Annotated in this window: 14 protein-coding genes; 2 read left to right on the top strand and 12 right to left on the bottom strand. The window is 65.6% G+C overall.

Annotated elements, in window-relative coordinates:
• Window positions 1–98: 98 nt before the first annotated feature.
• The 12 genes from QSJ18_RS07090 to QSJ18_RS07035 form a co-directional block, all read right to left on the bottom strand.
• Window positions 99–773 carry a hypothetical protein gene (locus tag QSJ18_RS07090; protein ID WP_286325627.1) on the bottom strand — a complete coding sequence of 225 codons (675 nt, stop codon included), beginning with the start codon at window positions 771–773 and terminating at the stop codon, window positions 99–101.
• Window positions 773–1,816 carry a hypothetical protein gene (locus tag QSJ18_RS07085; protein ID WP_286325626.1) on the bottom strand — a complete coding sequence of 348 codons (1,044 nt, stop codon included), beginning with the start codon at window positions 1,814–1,816 and terminating at the stop codon, window positions 773–775. Before QSJ18_RS07085 ends, QSJ18_RS07090 begins: the two co-directional genes overlap by 1 nt.
• A gap of 26 nt (window positions 1,817–1,842) precedes the next feature.
• Window positions 1,843–3,270 carry an MCE family protein gene (locus QSJ18_RS07080; RefSeq protein WP_286325625.1) on the bottom strand — a complete coding sequence of 476 codons (1,428 nt, stop codon included), beginning with the start codon at window positions 3,268–3,270 and terminating at the stop codon, window positions 1,843–1,845.
• A complete protein-coding gene (locus QSJ18_RS07075; RefSeq protein WP_286325624.1) occupies window positions 3,267–4,514 on the bottom strand; it encodes an MCE family protein in 1,248 nt (415 codons plus the stop codon). Before QSJ18_RS07075 ends, QSJ18_RS07080 begins: the two co-directional genes overlap by 4 nt.
• A 71-nt stretch (window positions 4,515–4,585) precedes the next feature.
• Window positions 4,586–5,845 carry an MCE family protein gene (locus QSJ18_RS07070; RefSeq protein WP_286325623.1) on the bottom strand — a complete coding sequence of 420 codons (1,260 nt, stop codon included), beginning with the start codon at window positions 5,843–5,845 and terminating at the stop codon, window positions 4,586–4,588.
• A gap of 1 nt (window position 5,846) precedes the next feature.
• The gene (locus tag QSJ18_RS07065) at window positions 5,847–7,067 is read right to left on the bottom strand and encodes an MCE family protein (RefSeq protein WP_286325622.1); all 1,221 of its coding nucleotides are present in this window, start codon (window positions 7,065–7,067) and stop codon (window positions 5,847–5,849) included.
• Window positions 7,067–8,122, bottom strand: coding sequence for an MCE family protein (locus QSJ18_RS07060; RefSeq protein ID WP_286325621.1), 1,056 nt, complete (start codon window positions 8,120–8,122; stop codon window positions 7,067–7,069). The genes QSJ18_RS07065 and QSJ18_RS07060 overlap by 1 nt, the downstream gene beginning before the upstream one ends.
• Complete coding sequence (locus QSJ18_RS07055) at window positions 8,115–9,293, bottom strand: MCE family protein (protein ID WP_286325620.1); 1,179 nt, start codon at window positions 9,291–9,293, stop codon at window positions 8,115–8,117. The genes QSJ18_RS07060 and QSJ18_RS07055 overlap by 8 nt, the downstream gene beginning before the upstream one ends.
• Before the next feature lie 4 nt (window positions 9,294–9,297).
• Window positions 9,298–10,149: an MlaE family ABC transporter permease gene (locus QSJ18_RS07050; RefSeq protein ID WP_286325619.1), complete on the bottom strand. Its 852-nt coding sequence runs from the start codon at window positions 10,147–10,149 to the stop codon at window positions 9,298–9,300.
• 4 nt (window positions 10,150–10,153) lie between these two features.
• A complete protein-coding gene (locus QSJ18_RS07045; protein WP_286325618.1) occupies window positions 10,154–10,918 on the bottom strand; it encodes an MlaE family ABC transporter permease in 765 nt (254 codons plus the stop codon).
• 57 nt (window positions 10,919–10,975) lie between these two features.
• The gene (locus QSJ18_RS07040) at window positions 10,976–11,866 is read right to left on the bottom strand and encodes a 3-oxoacyl-ACP reductase (protein WP_286325617.1); all 891 of its coding nucleotides are present in this window, start codon (window positions 11,864–11,866) and stop codon (window positions 10,976–10,978) included.
• Between the two features lie 84 nt (window positions 11,867–11,950).
• Window positions 11,951–12,145 (bottom strand): ferredoxin, encoded by a 195-nt coding sequence (locus QSJ18_RS07035; RefSeq protein WP_286325616.1) that lies wholly within the window; start codon window positions 12,143–12,145, stop codon window positions 11,951–11,953.
• 201 nt (window positions 12,146–12,346) lie between these two features.
• Here QSJ18_RS07035 and QSJ18_RS07030 point away from each other — a divergent pair, with 201 nt between their 5' ends.
• Both QSJ18_RS07030 and QSJ18_RS07025 read left to right on the top strand, forming a co-directional pair.
• On the top strand, window positions 12,347–13,564 hold the full coding sequence (locus QSJ18_RS07030) for an acyl-CoA dehydrogenase family protein (protein ID WP_286325615.1): 1,218 nt from the start codon (window positions 12,347–12,349) through the stop codon (window positions 13,562–13,564).
• A gap of 59 nt (window positions 13,565–13,623) precedes the next feature.
• Window positions 13,624–14,769 carry an acyl-CoA dehydrogenase family protein gene (locus QSJ18_RS07025; protein WP_286325614.1) on the top strand — a complete coding sequence of 382 codons (1,146 nt, stop codon included), beginning with the start codon at window positions 13,624–13,626 and terminating at the stop codon, window positions 14,767–14,769.
• The last annotated feature ends 12 nt before the right edge of the window (window positions 14,770–14,781 follow it).

Below are 14,781 nucleotides of genomic sequence, written 5' to 3'. Positions count from 1 at the left end.
CGTGTCCGTTTGTCAATCAACTTCAGACCACCTCCTTTCGTGTGTACCGGCGAAACTACGCCGCCCACCGAGCAGGGTGCAACGGATTTATCGTCGGATCACGGTGTCGGGGTCGGAACACTCGCACCGGGTAGCGGCACCGCAGGCGGAAGCGTCGGCGACTGCGGGGTTCCCGGGCGGGGCGTCGGCGACCCGGGCGGGGTGGCCAGTCCGGGAGCCGGACGCGCGTTCGGCGGCACGGTCTCGCTGACGTCGATCTTGCTGCGGAAGGAATCATCGGTGATGACCTCGATGCCGTTCACCAGCCAGACGTCGCCGTCCTTCTCCATCGCGTACTGCACGCGACTCGGATTGACGCTGACTAGTTCCTTGTTGCCGCCGCGGGTGACGGACTGATTCAGGAACAGCAGCACCGTCGAGGTGGTGCGGGTATTGGTGACGACGCCCGCGTCCTGCATGGTGACCTCGGAGACGACACCCTGCTTACGGACTTCCGCAGCCAGGTTGTTGTCGCGGACCAGGGTGGCGTACTCCGGCTTGGCTGCGCCGGTCAGGATCGCCATCGACGAATCCACGTGTGCGGTGACGTTCTCCGGGTTGAAGCCGAACATCGTTGTCGCATAACGCTTTGCCGCTTCCAGCGATTCGCCGCGTGCGTTCTCGGTCTGCCTGCCGTCCCAGTACCGGTAGCCCAGGACACCGGTGGCGACCAGTCCGGCCACCACCAGCACGGCCAAGGTGGCGGCGAGCAGTCGTCGTGTGGTCCTTCCCATCACGCCACCCACTCGAAGTTCGTCATCTTGAGATCACCGTTCATCCGGGTCATGTCCACCCGCCACCGAAAGGTGCGTACCTCCGTCGGCACCGAACCGTCCTGGGACGACTGGCGCCAGCCGAAGACCATGATCACCGATCCCTCGTCGGGTTCGGCCTTGGTGACCGCCTGGGAGATCACCGACGTCTTGGTCTCCACCTTCGAGTCCCGCACGAGCGTCACGACCTGCTGGATCGAATCCTGCAGCTGCTCTTTCACCTTGCCGCTGGTGTCATTCTGGACGGTCCGGAGCGCATCGTCGACGGTGGCCGGATTCATGCTGGTGAGGTTGACGATGACCTGCGAGGCGAAGTTCGCGTACTCGGCACGCAGGTCGTCGAGATCCTTCTGCCGGGAGATCCCGACCGCGAACAACGTCGAGGCGACGATGCAGGCGATCAGCACGACGACGGCGAGCGCACCGACCAGCGCCCTACGCCGCGAACCACCGCGCGCGCCCCGGTAGCGAACCCGGCCAGACGCGGTGGCGCGCCCCGAGTCACCGGTCTTGCCGTCCGCCGCACCCGATGCGGAACGGCGTCGGCGTCGTTCGCGATAACTGACGGTGCGCTCGACCTCGCTGGGATCGGGCTCGACGACGGCGGCGGTGTTGTCGTCGTCGGAGTCCGTGTCGGCAGCGGTCTCGTCGTCGGTGTCGAGGTCGAGGTCGAGGTCGGTGAACTCGTCGGCCTCCGCGGCGATGGTCTCCGCCGAACCGGTGGACCCGGACTCGATCGGCTCGTCGGTCACATCCCCGTCAGCGATGTCCCCCTCGGCGACGTGTTCGTCGGCGAGCGTGTCCTCCGATGCGGTCGCCGACCGCGACGTGCCACGTGTGGCCTGCGGTCCCCGCCGCATCGGTGCCCGGCGAACCGGCGCGCGACGGGCGGGTCGTGTCCGGTCCCGGGCGGCGGTGTCCGGCGCGGTACGGTCGTCGGCCTTCGTGCTGTCGGCCTTCGAGGTCTCGGCCTTCTTGCTCTCGGCCTTCCTGCTCTCGGGCACCGTCCCCACGGTGTCGGTATCGGGCGTCACGGGTGGACCGTGCTGCTGATCAGACTCTGCCATGTTTGGCCCTGTCCTTGCGATTGGCTTCCGGACCCGGCGTTGTAGGTCTTGCCGTCAGGACCGATGAAATCGCCGGAGACCGGGTCGTATGTGGTTGCGTACACCGCGGGAGCCGGATTGTGGTCCTGCGGAGTGCCTGGCGTCACAGTACCGGAGGGCTGCGCGCCCCACTTCAGCCCGTACGGGAGCCCCTCCTGGAACGGATCGACCGAACCGGGGAGCGGTTTGTAGCCGGTGCGGCACTCGGCCGGCGTCGGCGCCCGTCGCCCGGGGAACTCCACACACGGATAGTTGCGGGCACCTCGGACGGCCAGATTCGAGTTCTGTGGTACCCGGCACAGCATGCCCGCGGGCAGTTCCCGCGGCGTCTGGGCCGACGGCCACCGCCACTGCTCCTTCGGCAGGAAGCCGATGTTGCACGGCGGGCGGTCCTGGAATCCGAGGGAGAAGTTCACATTCGGACCGTAGGTCTGAGTACCTGAATTGACCGCGGTCACCAGCGCCGAGATCAACCGGGGATAGAGCACCAGGATCTGACGCATATTCGGCAGATACACCGCCTGGGTGTGGGCGACCACGCCGAGATTGGACACCAGCAACTGGTACGACGCGTTCATCGACGAGAACAGTTGCTGGCTGTCGTCGAGCACGCCGGGACCCTTGGACAGCAGATCGGTGATCTCCGGCCGGTTCGCGCGCAACTGGTCGGTGAACGTGGTGACGTCGCCGGTCCAGCTGCGGATCGCGTCGGCGGTCACCGACTGGGTACGCAGCAGCGGGGCGCCCTGGTCGATGAGCGCCATCGTCGTCGCGGTGTTCTTGTTGGCCTCCCCGACGAACAGCGTCATCGAGTCGAGCAACCGCTGTAGCGATTCGGCGGTGCCGTTGAACGCGACGAAGGCCTCGTCCATCAGCGATCGCAACCGGGTGTCGCCGATCTTCTGCAACAGGGTGTCGGCCTGGTCGAGCATGGTGGAGATCTCGACCGGCACCTGGTCGGTGTAGACCGTCGCACCGTCGCCAAGGTCGCCGGTGGGTCCGCCCTCGACCGGTGTGAACTCGACGAACTGTTCGCCGATCGCGGAGACGCTGCGTACCGATGCCTGGGAGGAGGCGGGGATGTCGGCGCCGTTGTCGATGTTGAGTTCGGCGACGACACCGTCGTCGGTGAGACTCACCGAACCCACCTTGCCGACGTTGACTCCGCGGAAGCTGACGTTGGCGTTCTCATAGAGACCACCACTGGTCGGAAGATGCAGGTCGACCCGATAGCTTCCGACGCCGAACATCGACGGGATCCGGATGTAGAAGATGGCCATCACCGCGATCGCGATCACCGTCACGATCGAGAAGATGATCAGCTGCATGCGGACGAATCCGGTGATCTTCATCGGCCACCGCCTCGGGGTGTCGTCGGATCAGGCGTGTGATGCCGCGGTGTCGCCCCGGCCGGGAGCATGCCCGGCGCGGGCACCGGATCGGCGGTATCCCGCGGTCGTTCACCGCCCGGCTTGAGTGGCGACAGGAAGGGATCGAGACCCCGGGCCGCCGCCCCGGCCCGTCGACCGAGCACACCTTCGGGGCCGGTCAGTCCGATACTCGCGAACATGCTCTTGTTCAGACGAGCGAACGTCAGGTCCAGCACCAGGTCGGAGTTGACGTAGTCACCCTTGACCAGCTTGCGGATCGACGGCTCGTAGAACGGGAAGGTCAGCAGGATGTTGAGCGACTGCGACAACGCGGGACCCGTCGCGGCCAGCTGTTCCAGCGCGGGCCGCAGGTTGTGTGCGAACGCCTTGATGTCGTCGGTGTTCGCATCGAGGACGTCGTTGGCCGTCGTGGACAGCTTCGCCGCCGCGGCCAGCGCGTCGGTGAGCGGCTTACGCTGATCGACCAACAGCTGAAGAATCCGCGGACTCGCCTGCAAAGCGTTCTCGATGGTCGCCGACTGCTCGTTCATCGACCGGGAGAGCCGGTCGAGGCCCTCGGTGGCCCGGATGATGTCGGCCTTCTGGTCGTTGAGTTCGCCGACGAGCGTGTTCAGCTGCGGGATCAGGTTCCGGATCGACGTCTGGTGCCCGGAGAAGATGTCGTTCATCTCGTGCACGATGTCGCCCATCTGGCTCAGCCCGCCACCGTTGAGCACCACCGACAACGAGCTCAGCACCTGCTCGGTCGTCGGGTAGGTACAGAGGGCGACGTCCTGCGCGACATTGATGTCGGCGACCAGCGGGGTGTCGGTGGGCGCCTTGATCTGAGGCTGTTCCGGACACTGCGTCAGCGGAATCTCCTCGCCCGCCTTCATCATCTGGCCGGTGGGTTCGGCGGGCTGGACGATCTGCAGATGCATCGACCCGAGCACACTGGTCATGCCGACCATCACATGCGATCCCTGCGGGACCATCGTGCCCTTCTTGAGCCGGATGGTGACCTGGGCGTTCCAGTCCTTCACCTCGATGTCGCCGACGCTGCCGACGGTCGAGTCGTCGATGTAGACCGGCGCGTTGTTCACCAGTCCTGCCGCGGTCGGGATGATCGCGGTGATCTGATACGCACCGTCGCCGGTGCCCTCGGCGCCGGGCACCGGGACCGAACCCGGTCCGTCGTAGCCGCAGCCGGCCACCACCAGCGACATGGTGACGGCCAGGGTGGCCAGTGTTGCTCCGCGCCGGCGCAGTCGCGTCCGGTCAGACGTCCTCGTTCGTATCATCCGCGCGGCTCCCAGGGGACGAGGAGATCCTTGAGCGGCGAATTGCCGTTGGCTCGGCGGGCCTCGGCGTCGACGCGATCGACGCTGGCCTTGGAGCGGGCCTTCACACTCGCGTTCTGGTAGACGATCTGGTCGGTGTTGGCGTTCTTACCCGACACCGGATTCGCCAGGAACGGCGGATAGTTCATCACCAGGTTGGACAGCATCGGCGAGAGCACGTCGACGCATTTGTCCACGTCGGCTCGGGAGATCTCCGGACTGTCGTTGGCATCCATCGTGCCGCAGAGCAGGGTGATCAGGTTGGTGCCCATACCCAGCCCGAACACACCCGACAACGACCCCGACAACGGGTTGTAGATGTTGAAGAAGTTGGCGAGCTGGTTCGGTGCCGAATGCAGCAGTCCACGCAGCTGCTCGTCCTTGTTGGCGACGATCCGCAGCACATTGCCCAGCTGACCGGCGGACGCGTTGATCGCGTCTCCGTTCCGCTTGATGAACTTCTGCACGTCGGTCATCGTCGTGTCGAGTTCGTGCAGGGCGTCGTTGAGTTCGTCGGTGTTGTCGGCGAGCACCGACGAGACCGAGGCGATGCGGCCGTTGAACTGCACGAGCTGCTCGTGGCTCTGCGAGAGCACATCGGTGAGCTTCTGCAGGTTCTGCACGGTCGAGAAGAGGTCGCCGCGACCGGCGGCCAGGGTGCCGATCACCTTCGACATCTCGGTGATCGACTGGTTGATCGCCGCGCCGTTGCCGGACAGGTTCTTGTCGAAGACCTGGATGGCCTCGACGGCGGCACCGTCGTTGCCGTCCTCCGGTCCCAACGACTTGGTCAACTTGGTCAGCTGCGCCTTGATGTCGTCCCACTCCATCGGTACGGCGGTGCGTTCCATCGGGATGGTCGCACCGTCATCCATCGTGGGGCCGGTCTCATAGACCGGGGTGAGCTGGACGAAACGTCCCGACACCAGGCTCTGCGCGACGACGACGGCTTTCGCGGTCGCCGGGATCTCGACGTTCCGATCGACCTGCAGCACGATCTTGACGTCCCCACGGCGCGGGGTGATCTCGGTGACCTTGCCGACGTTCACCCCGAGAACGCGTACCGGGTCGCCTTTGTAGAGGCTGCCCGCGGACGGGAAGTAGGCGGTGATCGTCTTGGTCGTGGCGCGGTTGTACACGGTGTAGCCGACCGCGACGAGGGCCACCGCCAGGACAGCGGCGATCCCGGCCAGGATCAGGCGGCGTTTGGCGCTCATCTCATCCTCCTGGCTGGTTCGGGATCGGGGTCGGGTAGGTCGGGGCGGGCGGTTTGGGTCGCGGCGGTTCGCTCCCGTACGGTGCGGCCGGACCCCAGTTGTGCGGCAGGATCGGGTTGCCCGACCGCATCAGCAGCTTCCACAGCTGCGGATACTTGCGCTGCAATGCCGCCATGAACATCGCGGTGTAGTCGCCGAAGGCGCTCACGCCGACCAGGGAGTCGAAGTTCGGTCCCGACGCCACCGCCTCGCCGAGGGTGTTGGCGAACGGTCCGAGCCGGTCGATGGTCTTCTTCAGATCCACTTCCTTGTCGATGAAGATCTGCGTGAGCCGGTTGAACTTCTCCAGCACCGGCTTGAGCTGTTCGTTGTTCTCGGTGATGAACCCGCTCAACTGACGGGACACGTCCCGCAGCCCGGTGATCAGCTGGGCCAACGCGGCCCGGCGCATCTGCACCTCGCCGAGTAGCGAGTTGGCATCGATGAGCAGCCGATTGATCTGCTGATTGCGGTCGCCGACGATCCGGCTGACCTGGTTGGCCTTGGAGAGCAGGGTGCGCAGTTCGTTGTCGCGGTCGGCGACCGCCTTCGACAGCCGAGCGACACCGTTGACCGCACCCTGCACCTGGCTGGGGGTGTCGGAGAAGGTCACCGACAGCACGCGCAGCGCCTGGTTGAGCTGGTCGGTGTCGGTTTCCTCGATCGTCGAACTGGCGCCTTCGAGCGCGTCCTGCAGCGAATACGGGGAGATCGTCTGGCCCACCGGGATCGAGTCGCCGGGCTTGAGGCGTTCGCCACCGTTGGGGATGAGGGTCAGGTTGCGTCGACCCAGGACGGTCTCGGTCTTGATGGCCGCCTGCGACTGGTTGCCGATCTCGACGGTGTCCTGCATCCGGAACCCGACCTTGACCTTTTTGCCCTGGTCGGTGTCGGCGAGTTCGATCGATTCGATGGTGCCGACATTGATGCCTGCCACCGACACGATGTCACCGGTGACCAGCCCGCCCGCGTCGTCGAAGTAGGCCGAATAGGTGCTGATGGGTGACAGGAACGGCAGCTTGTCCATCTGCATCGCGGTGATGACCACCATCGAGGTGACCACGATGCCGATGACCCCGATCTGCACCCGCGTCCGGCCACCGCGTTTGGTTTCCCGGGCGATGTCGGCCTGATCGGATTCGGTGCGCCGGCTGCTGAAGAATCCTCCGAATGGCAAGCTCATCAGGTTGCACACCTTCCGCCGGCCTTGGACTTGTTCCCCATCAGGTCGGCCGCGGTGAAGAACACCTGCGTGCCGTTCGGTCCGGAGAAGAGCAGTCGGATGCGGCAGAAGTAGATCTGCAACCAGGCACCGTAGCTGCCCAGGTTGGACAGGGTCAGATAGTCCTCGGGCAACCGCGAGATCAGCTGCCGGATGAAGGGTTCGGCCTTCAGGAGCTCTTCGGAGGTCGTGCCGGTCGCGGCGATCGTCCGTTTCAGGTCCGGACGGGTCGCCGAGAGCAGGTCGGACAGGCCGTTGGTGACCTTCGCGGTCTGGGTCAGGGCGTTGCCGATGGTGCCGCGCTGCGACGCCAGACCACTGACCAGCTGCTGCAACAGGTCGACGCTGGTGTCGAGGCCCTGCCGGTCACCGTCGATGGTCCCGAGCGTCCGGTTGAGATTGTCGATGACCGAGCCGATGAGCTGATCACGATCGGCGAGCGAGTTGGTGAATTGGGCGGTGTTGCTCAGCAGCTGGGTCAACCCGGCGCCCTGCCCCTGGAACACCGAGATCAGCGACGAGGTGAGCTCGTTGGCCTCCTCGGCGTTCAGGGTGCGGAACAGCGGTTTGAAACCACCGACCAGCTTGTCCAGGTCGAGTGCAGGCTGGGTCTGCTCGATGGGGATATGCGCGCCGTCGGACAGGGTTTTTGCGGTGTCCCCCGACCCGCGCTGCAATTCCAGGTAGCGGTCGCCGGTCAGGTTCTCGTACCGGACCATGGCGCGCACGCTGGCGGGCAGCACGTACTTCTGGTCGACGCTGAATCCGATCTCGGCCTGATTGTCCCGGGTCAGTTCCACGCTGTTGACCGATCCGACCTCGACACCGGCGATCTTGACCTTGCTGCCGGATTTGATGGCCGATGCACTGGCGAAGGTGGCGGTGTAGTCATTGGACGATCCCGGGCGGTAGCGGCTGAACACCACCACCAGGCCGACGAAGACCAGCAGCATGACAACGGCGAAGGCACCCAGTTTGATCGCGGTCGCCCGGAACGCGCGTGCTCTGTTATCCACGTGGCGGCTCCGTGAACAGGAGTTGGAATAGCTTCTGCGAATTCACTTTCGGCCTGGTCCTCGGGTGATATGGGTTGTTCGCGTTGTCCGCGACGTAGAACTTGGTGTGCTCGTTCGACGACGGGTCACTGAGATTGCCTGCACAGGTCGGCGGTCCCTCGCCGCGCACCTGCGGGAGGTCGTACGGGTAGGTGTAGGGGTCCTTGCCGGGCAGGATGCTCGCGTCGAGCATCAGGTTGCCGTTGCGTTCGCCGAGGAACGGCCGAGCCGCCTCCGCCGCGACCGCGGTGGTGGTGATGAAACATTTGATGCCCGGGGCGTTGTAGCCCAGCAGCCGGGCGACCGGACCGATGTCGGTGAGCGCGTTGATCAGCGTCCGTTTGGTCGGCGCGATGACGCCGTCGATGGTGTTGGCCATCCCCGTCGCATTGATGAGCAGCGCGTCGAAGTTGCTGGTGTTGTCGACCAGGGTGTTACCGACGACGGTGAAGTTGTCGACGGTCCGCATCAGATCGGGCATGGCGTCGGCGTAGACGTTGGTGACCGTGGCCGCCTGCCGCAGTAACTGCGACAGCTGGCGCTGATGTTTGTTGGTGGTCGTGACCAGGCTGTTCAACTGGTCGAGTGCGGTACCGATGGCGGCACCCTGCCCGGCCAGCGCGGTGTTGAGGGCACCCAGCGTCGCGTTCAGCTTGTCCGGCTGCAACTGCGCCAGGACGCCGACCAATTGCTGGTACACGGTGTTCAGTTCGACGACGACGTGCTGGGCGTGGATGACCCGAGTGGTGTCCAGACTGCCTTCGGGGCCGGTGGTTGGCACGTTCAGGTTGACGGCCTTGGCTCCGAAGATGGTGTTGGACTTGATGTCGGCGGTGACATTGCCGGGGATTTTGTCCATCTGTCCGGAGTCGATGGCCAGCGTGAGAACGGCCTGACCGTCCTCCTCGGAGATCTCCGAGACGCGGCCGACCTCGACGCCGCGCAGCTTGACCTTGGCGTCGGGGTTCATCACGAGGCCGGCGCGTGGCGCGTAGAGGGTGACCTTGTCGGTGCTGGCGAAGAGGTCGAGGAACTGCGCCGACGCCCCGATCACGATGGCCAGCAACAACCCGACCATGGTGACGGCCGCGAGTCGACGGGTGGTCCTCGTCCGTTCCTGTTTGCGTGTCATGGCCTCATCCCGCCAGGTTGAAGTGGCCGTCGGCGCCGTAGATGGCGAGCGAGGTCAGCAGTGTGATGACGACGACGACGACCAGCGAGGCCCGCACCGCGTTGCCGACCGCGACGCCCACGCCGACCGGACCGCCGGAGGCGTTGAAGCCGTAGTAGGTGTGGATGAGCATGACCGCCACCGCCATACAGATGGCCTGCACGAAGGACCACAGGATGTCCGACGGGATCAGGAAGGTGTTGAAGTAGTGGTCGTAGACGCCCGACGACTGTCCGTACAGGAATACCGTGGCGAAGCGGCTGGCCAGGAAGGAGGCCAGCGACGCCAGCGCGTACAGCGGGATGATCGCGATCAGCCCGGCGACGATCCGGGTGCTGACCAGATACGGGATCGAGGAGATCGCCATCGTCTCCAGCGCATCGATCTCCTCGCTGACCCGCATCGCGCCCAATTGTGCCGTCGCACCGGCACCGATCGTGGCGGCCAGGGCGATACCAGAGATGACCGGCACCGCGATGCGCACGTTGATGAACGCGGAGAAGAAGCCGGTGAGCGCCTCGACGCCGATGTTGGCCAGCGAACTGTAGCCCTGCACGGCGATGGTGCCGCCGGTGAAGAGCGTCAGGAAGCCGACGACGACGACCGTTCCGCCGATCATCGCCAGCGCGCCGGTCCCCATGGAGATCTCGGCGATGAGCCGCAGCGTCTCCTTCTTGTAGTGCTTGAGGGCACGGGGGATGGCGACGATGCTGTCCCAGTAGAACAGGGCCTGATCGCCGAGCTGATCCCAGTCCTGGCCTGCGCGTTTGACCGCGACGCGCGCCGTGCGAAGTCGGGTGGTGAAGGGAAGGACCATGTGCTCAGCCTGCCGTTGCCTTGAGACCGACCGCGGTCACCACCACGTTCACGACGAACAGCGCCATGAAAGAGTAGACGACGGTTTCGTTGACGGCGTCGCCGACACCTTTGGCGCCACCTTTGACATTGAGCCCCTGGTAGCAGCCGACCATACCCGCGAACAGGCCGAACAGGGCGGCTTTGACCATCGAGATCATCAGCTCGCCGAAGCCGGTGAGCAGGGTGAGGTTGGCGATGAACGCACCCGGATTCACGTCCTGCAGGTAGACGGAGAAGATGAAGCCGCCGCCGATGCCGATGGTGCACACCAGGCTGTTGAGCAGGAGTGCGACGCCGGTCGAGGCGATGATGCGCGGAACGACGAGCCGGTGGATGGGGTTGATGCCGAGCACCTTCATCGCGTCGATCTCTTCGCGGATGGTGCGGGCACCGAGGTCGGCGCAGATGGCCGTCGCGCCGGCACCGGCGACGATGAGCACGGTGACGATCGGGCCGATCTGGGTGATGGTGCCCAACGCGGCACCCGCCCCCGACAGGTCCTGCGCACCGATCTCGCGCAGCAGGATGTTGAGGGTGAAACTCACCAGCACGGTGAACGGAATCGCGACCAGCAGCGTCGGCACCATCGAGACTCGCGCGATCGCCCACGACTGTTCAACGGTTTCGCGCCATTGGAACGGACGCTTGAACAACTCACGCGCGGAATCGACACCGAGTGCTACGAAGTCCCCGATCCCCCCGAGTGGGGTCGCAAGCCTTCCCAACATCAGCACTCCTCCCCTTTGGACACCGCGAAATTACCACTCGGTCTCAGGTCCGATTGGTCAGTTGACCAACGAGCTGGCAGAGAAACTCCGACCCGGCTCACGGTTGGCGAAGTAGCTGGTCAGCGCCTTCGACAAATCATCTGATTGCCATGCGTCACCGTCCGCGGTGAAGACCTCGTCGACCGTCGGAGCGGCCATCAGGGTGACCTGCGGACCGTAGACGACGAACACCTGCCCGGTGACATCTTCGGAGTCGGGTCCGGCGAGGTAATTGACCAGCCGCACCACGTGTTCGGGTGACAGCGGATCGACCCCGTCGGTAGGCGCGTCGCCGAAGACGTCGGCCGTCATCCCGGTACGCGCACGCGGGCAGATCGCATTCGCCCGGACGCCGTATCGCTTGAGCGCACGGGAGGCCGACAGCGTCAGGGCGGTGATACCCGCCTTGGCCGCGCCGTAGTTGGCCTGCCCCTCGGGTCCGAGCAGACCCGCCTCGGACGAGGTGTTGATCAACCGCCCGTAGACCGGCCCCCCGGCCGCCTTCGACGCCGCCCGCCAGTGTGCTGCGGCGTTGCGGTTGAGCAGGAAATGTCCGCGCAGGTGAACCCGGATCACCAGATCCCAGTCGTCGTCGGTCATGTTGAACAACATCTTGTCACGGACGACACCGGCATTGCTCATGACGATGTCGAGGCCTCCGAGCCGATCGGTGGCGGTCGACATGATCGCGGTGGCGGTGGCCGCGTCGGAGATGTCTCCGGGCACGGCGACCGCGGTGCCGCCCGCATCGGTGATCGTGTCGATCACGTCGCTGGCATCGAGCGCCCCGGCCAGATCATTGACGATGACGCTCGCGCCCTCGGCGGCGAGGCCGATGGCCTCCGCCCGACCCAGTCCGGCACCCGCACCGGTAACGACGGCGACGCGACCCTGTAGCGATTGACCCACCCGAATTCCCTTCTGAGCTGAAACTAGAACCTGTTCTAGCATGTTTATTACCCGGATGGAAAGAAACGAGCGAATCACCCGCGATCAGTCGTCGACTATCGACAATGCTGACTTCGGGCAGTTGGCGACGACCTGACGCAGTTCCTCTTCGCGGCCCGCGGGCACCTCTTCCTGAAGAATGACCAGGTAGTCGTCATCGTCGAGGTCGAAGACGTCAGGGGCCATCCCGACGCAGATCGCATTGGACTCGCACAGGTCGAAATCTGCCTTGATACGCATGACAAGTAACTCCTCGATGACTGGCCAACCGGTTGACGGGCTGTGTACAACAGGCTAGAACGTGTTTCAGAACCTGAGGATACCGGCCCTGGTGGACACTTGACCAGATCGACCCGGATCCGAGGCTCCCAACTCCATCAAAGCCCCCTGCAGAAGAGTTCGCATCAAGGATGCGACCGGCAGCCGACAACGGAGCGCTCCATGCGTATCGCCTACACCGACCAACAGGCCGAACTGCGGCGCGAACTGCGTGCCTACTTCGCGGCTCTGATGACCGACGAGCGCCGTGCCGCACTTCAGGGCGGCGACGGCGAGCTCGGCGAAGGCGACGCCTACCGCGATGTCGTCGCGCAGATGGGCGCCGACGGCTGGCTCGCGCTCGGCTGGCCGACCGAGTTCGGCGGCCAGAACCGGTCGATGATGGATCAGCTGATCTTCACCGACGAGGCGGCGATCGCCGGTGCGCCGGTCCCGTTCCTCACGATCAACTCGGTCGCCCCCACGATCATGAACTACGGCAGCGACGAACAGAAGGCGTTCTTCCTGCCGAAGATCGCGGCCGGCCGGTTGCACTTCTCCATCGGCTACTCGGAGCCGGGTGCCGGTACCGACCTGGCCGCGCTGCGCACCACCGCGGTCCGCGACGGCGACGAGTACGTGATCAACGGTCAGAAGATGTGGACATCGCTGGTCGCCTACGCCGACTACATCTGGCTGGCGTGCCGCACCGATCCGTCGAGCCTGACCGACGAGGGTCGGGCGCGCGGTCTCAAGAAGCATCACGGCATCTCGGTGCTCATCGTGCCCGCCGATGCCGAGGGATTCAGCTATACCCCGGTGCACACCATGTCCGGCGTCGACACCAGCGCCACCTACTACCAGGATGTGCGGGTGCCGACCTCGGCCGTCGTCGGCGAAGAGGGCGGCGGCTGGCCCTTGGTGACCAACCAGCTCAACAACGAGCGTGTCGCCCTGTGTAGCGCGGCCCCGATCCAGACCGCGCTGCGCGAGACCATCGAGTGGGCGCAGCACACCAAGACCGGCGACGGCGCTCGCGTCATCGACGCGGGATGGGTGCAGGCCAACCTTGCCCGCGTGCACGCCAAGGTCGAGTTCCTCAAGCTGATCAACTGGAAGATCGCCTCACAGGCGGCGTCCGGGCAGGCCCCGAGCCCCGCCGATGCCTCGGCCACCAAGGTGTTCGGAACCGAATTCGCCACCGAGGCCTACCGACTGCTCATGGAGATCCTGGGACCGGCCGCCACGCTGCGCGCCGGCAGTCCGGGCGCTCAGCTGCGTGGCCGCCTGGAACGCTACCAGCGCACCTCCCTGATCCTCACCTTCGGCGGCGGCACCAACGAGGTGCAGCGCGACATCATCTCGATGCTCGCCCTCGGCCTCCCCCCGCAGCGACGTTGACCGGCTCGGAGTCATAGCTCATCCCGCCCGCTCAAACCCAGCGAAAAGAAGCGCACATCATGGATTTCTCCCTTCCCGAATCGGCTTCCGACGTCCGCGGCCTGACCCGCGACATCGCCACCAAGATCAGCACCGACGACCGCGTCGCCGAACTGGAGTCGGCGTCCGCACCGATCGACGCCGACCTGTGGCGCGAACTCGGCACGGCCGGTCTGCTCGGACTCGAACTGAGCGCCGAATCGGTCGGCGACGCCGGCGGCGACCTGTCGGCCATCGAGAACTGCGGTGTCGCAGAGGAACTCGGCCGAGTCCTGGCCCGGGTCCCCTTCGGGCCACACGCGGTGGTCGCGTTGCCGGTGATCGCATCGACGGCCGCACCCGAGCTGGCCGATCGTGTGCTCACGTCGGCCGCAGCCGGTCAGACGGTACTGACCGTCGCCTTCGAGGAAGAGCTCGGACCCGATCTCCTGAGCCCGACCACAACCATCACCGGCGGTGACGCACCATCGCTGCGCGGCACCAAACTCAACGTCCCCTATGGTGCGGCCGCCGACGCCTTTGTGGTGTCGGCGAGCGGACCCGACGGCGCGGTGGCGGTCGTCGTCTTCGCCGACGATCCGGGAGTTCGTGTCACGCCGACTATCTCGACGGGCCTCGTCCCCACCGCCGCAGTCGACTTCGACGATGTGGTGCTGCCCGCCGGACGCATCCTCAGCGGTGGCGCGACGACCGTCGGCGTCGTCGCCGACCGGATCACCTTGGCAATCTGCGCGGAACAGACCGGAATCGTGGGCCGGGCATTGGAGCTCACCGCCCAGTACGCGCGTGAGCGGGAACAGTTCGGCCGGGCGATCGGTTCCTTCCAGGCGGTCGCCCAGCGGCTGGCCGACGGGTACATCGACGCCCAGGGCCTCGCTCTGACGACCACCCAGGCGGCCTGGCTCCTGGCCACCGCGGCCGAGGCCGACAGTGGGATCACCGACGCCGAGGTGCACACCGCGATCGCAACCGCCAAATTCTGGGCCGCCGATGCCGGACACCGGGTGGCCCACACCACCGTTCACGTACACGGCGGCGTCGGCCTCGACACCACCCACCCGGTGCATCGATACTTCCTGCGCGCCAAACAGAATGAGTTCACCTTCGGACCTGCGACGGCCGCCCTGCGTGCTATCGGCGTCACCCTCGCCGACACTCCGGCCTGACGCGTGGACACC

Origin of the sequence: Gordonia heveisoli (genome assembly GCF_030315745.1) — a bacterium.
Lineage (GTDB): Bacteria > Actinomycetota > Actinomycetes > Mycobacteriales > Mycobacteriaceae > Gordonia.
The sequence above is the reverse complement of the archived record's forward strand: the minus strand, read 5'-3'. Positions and strand labels throughout refer to the sequence as shown.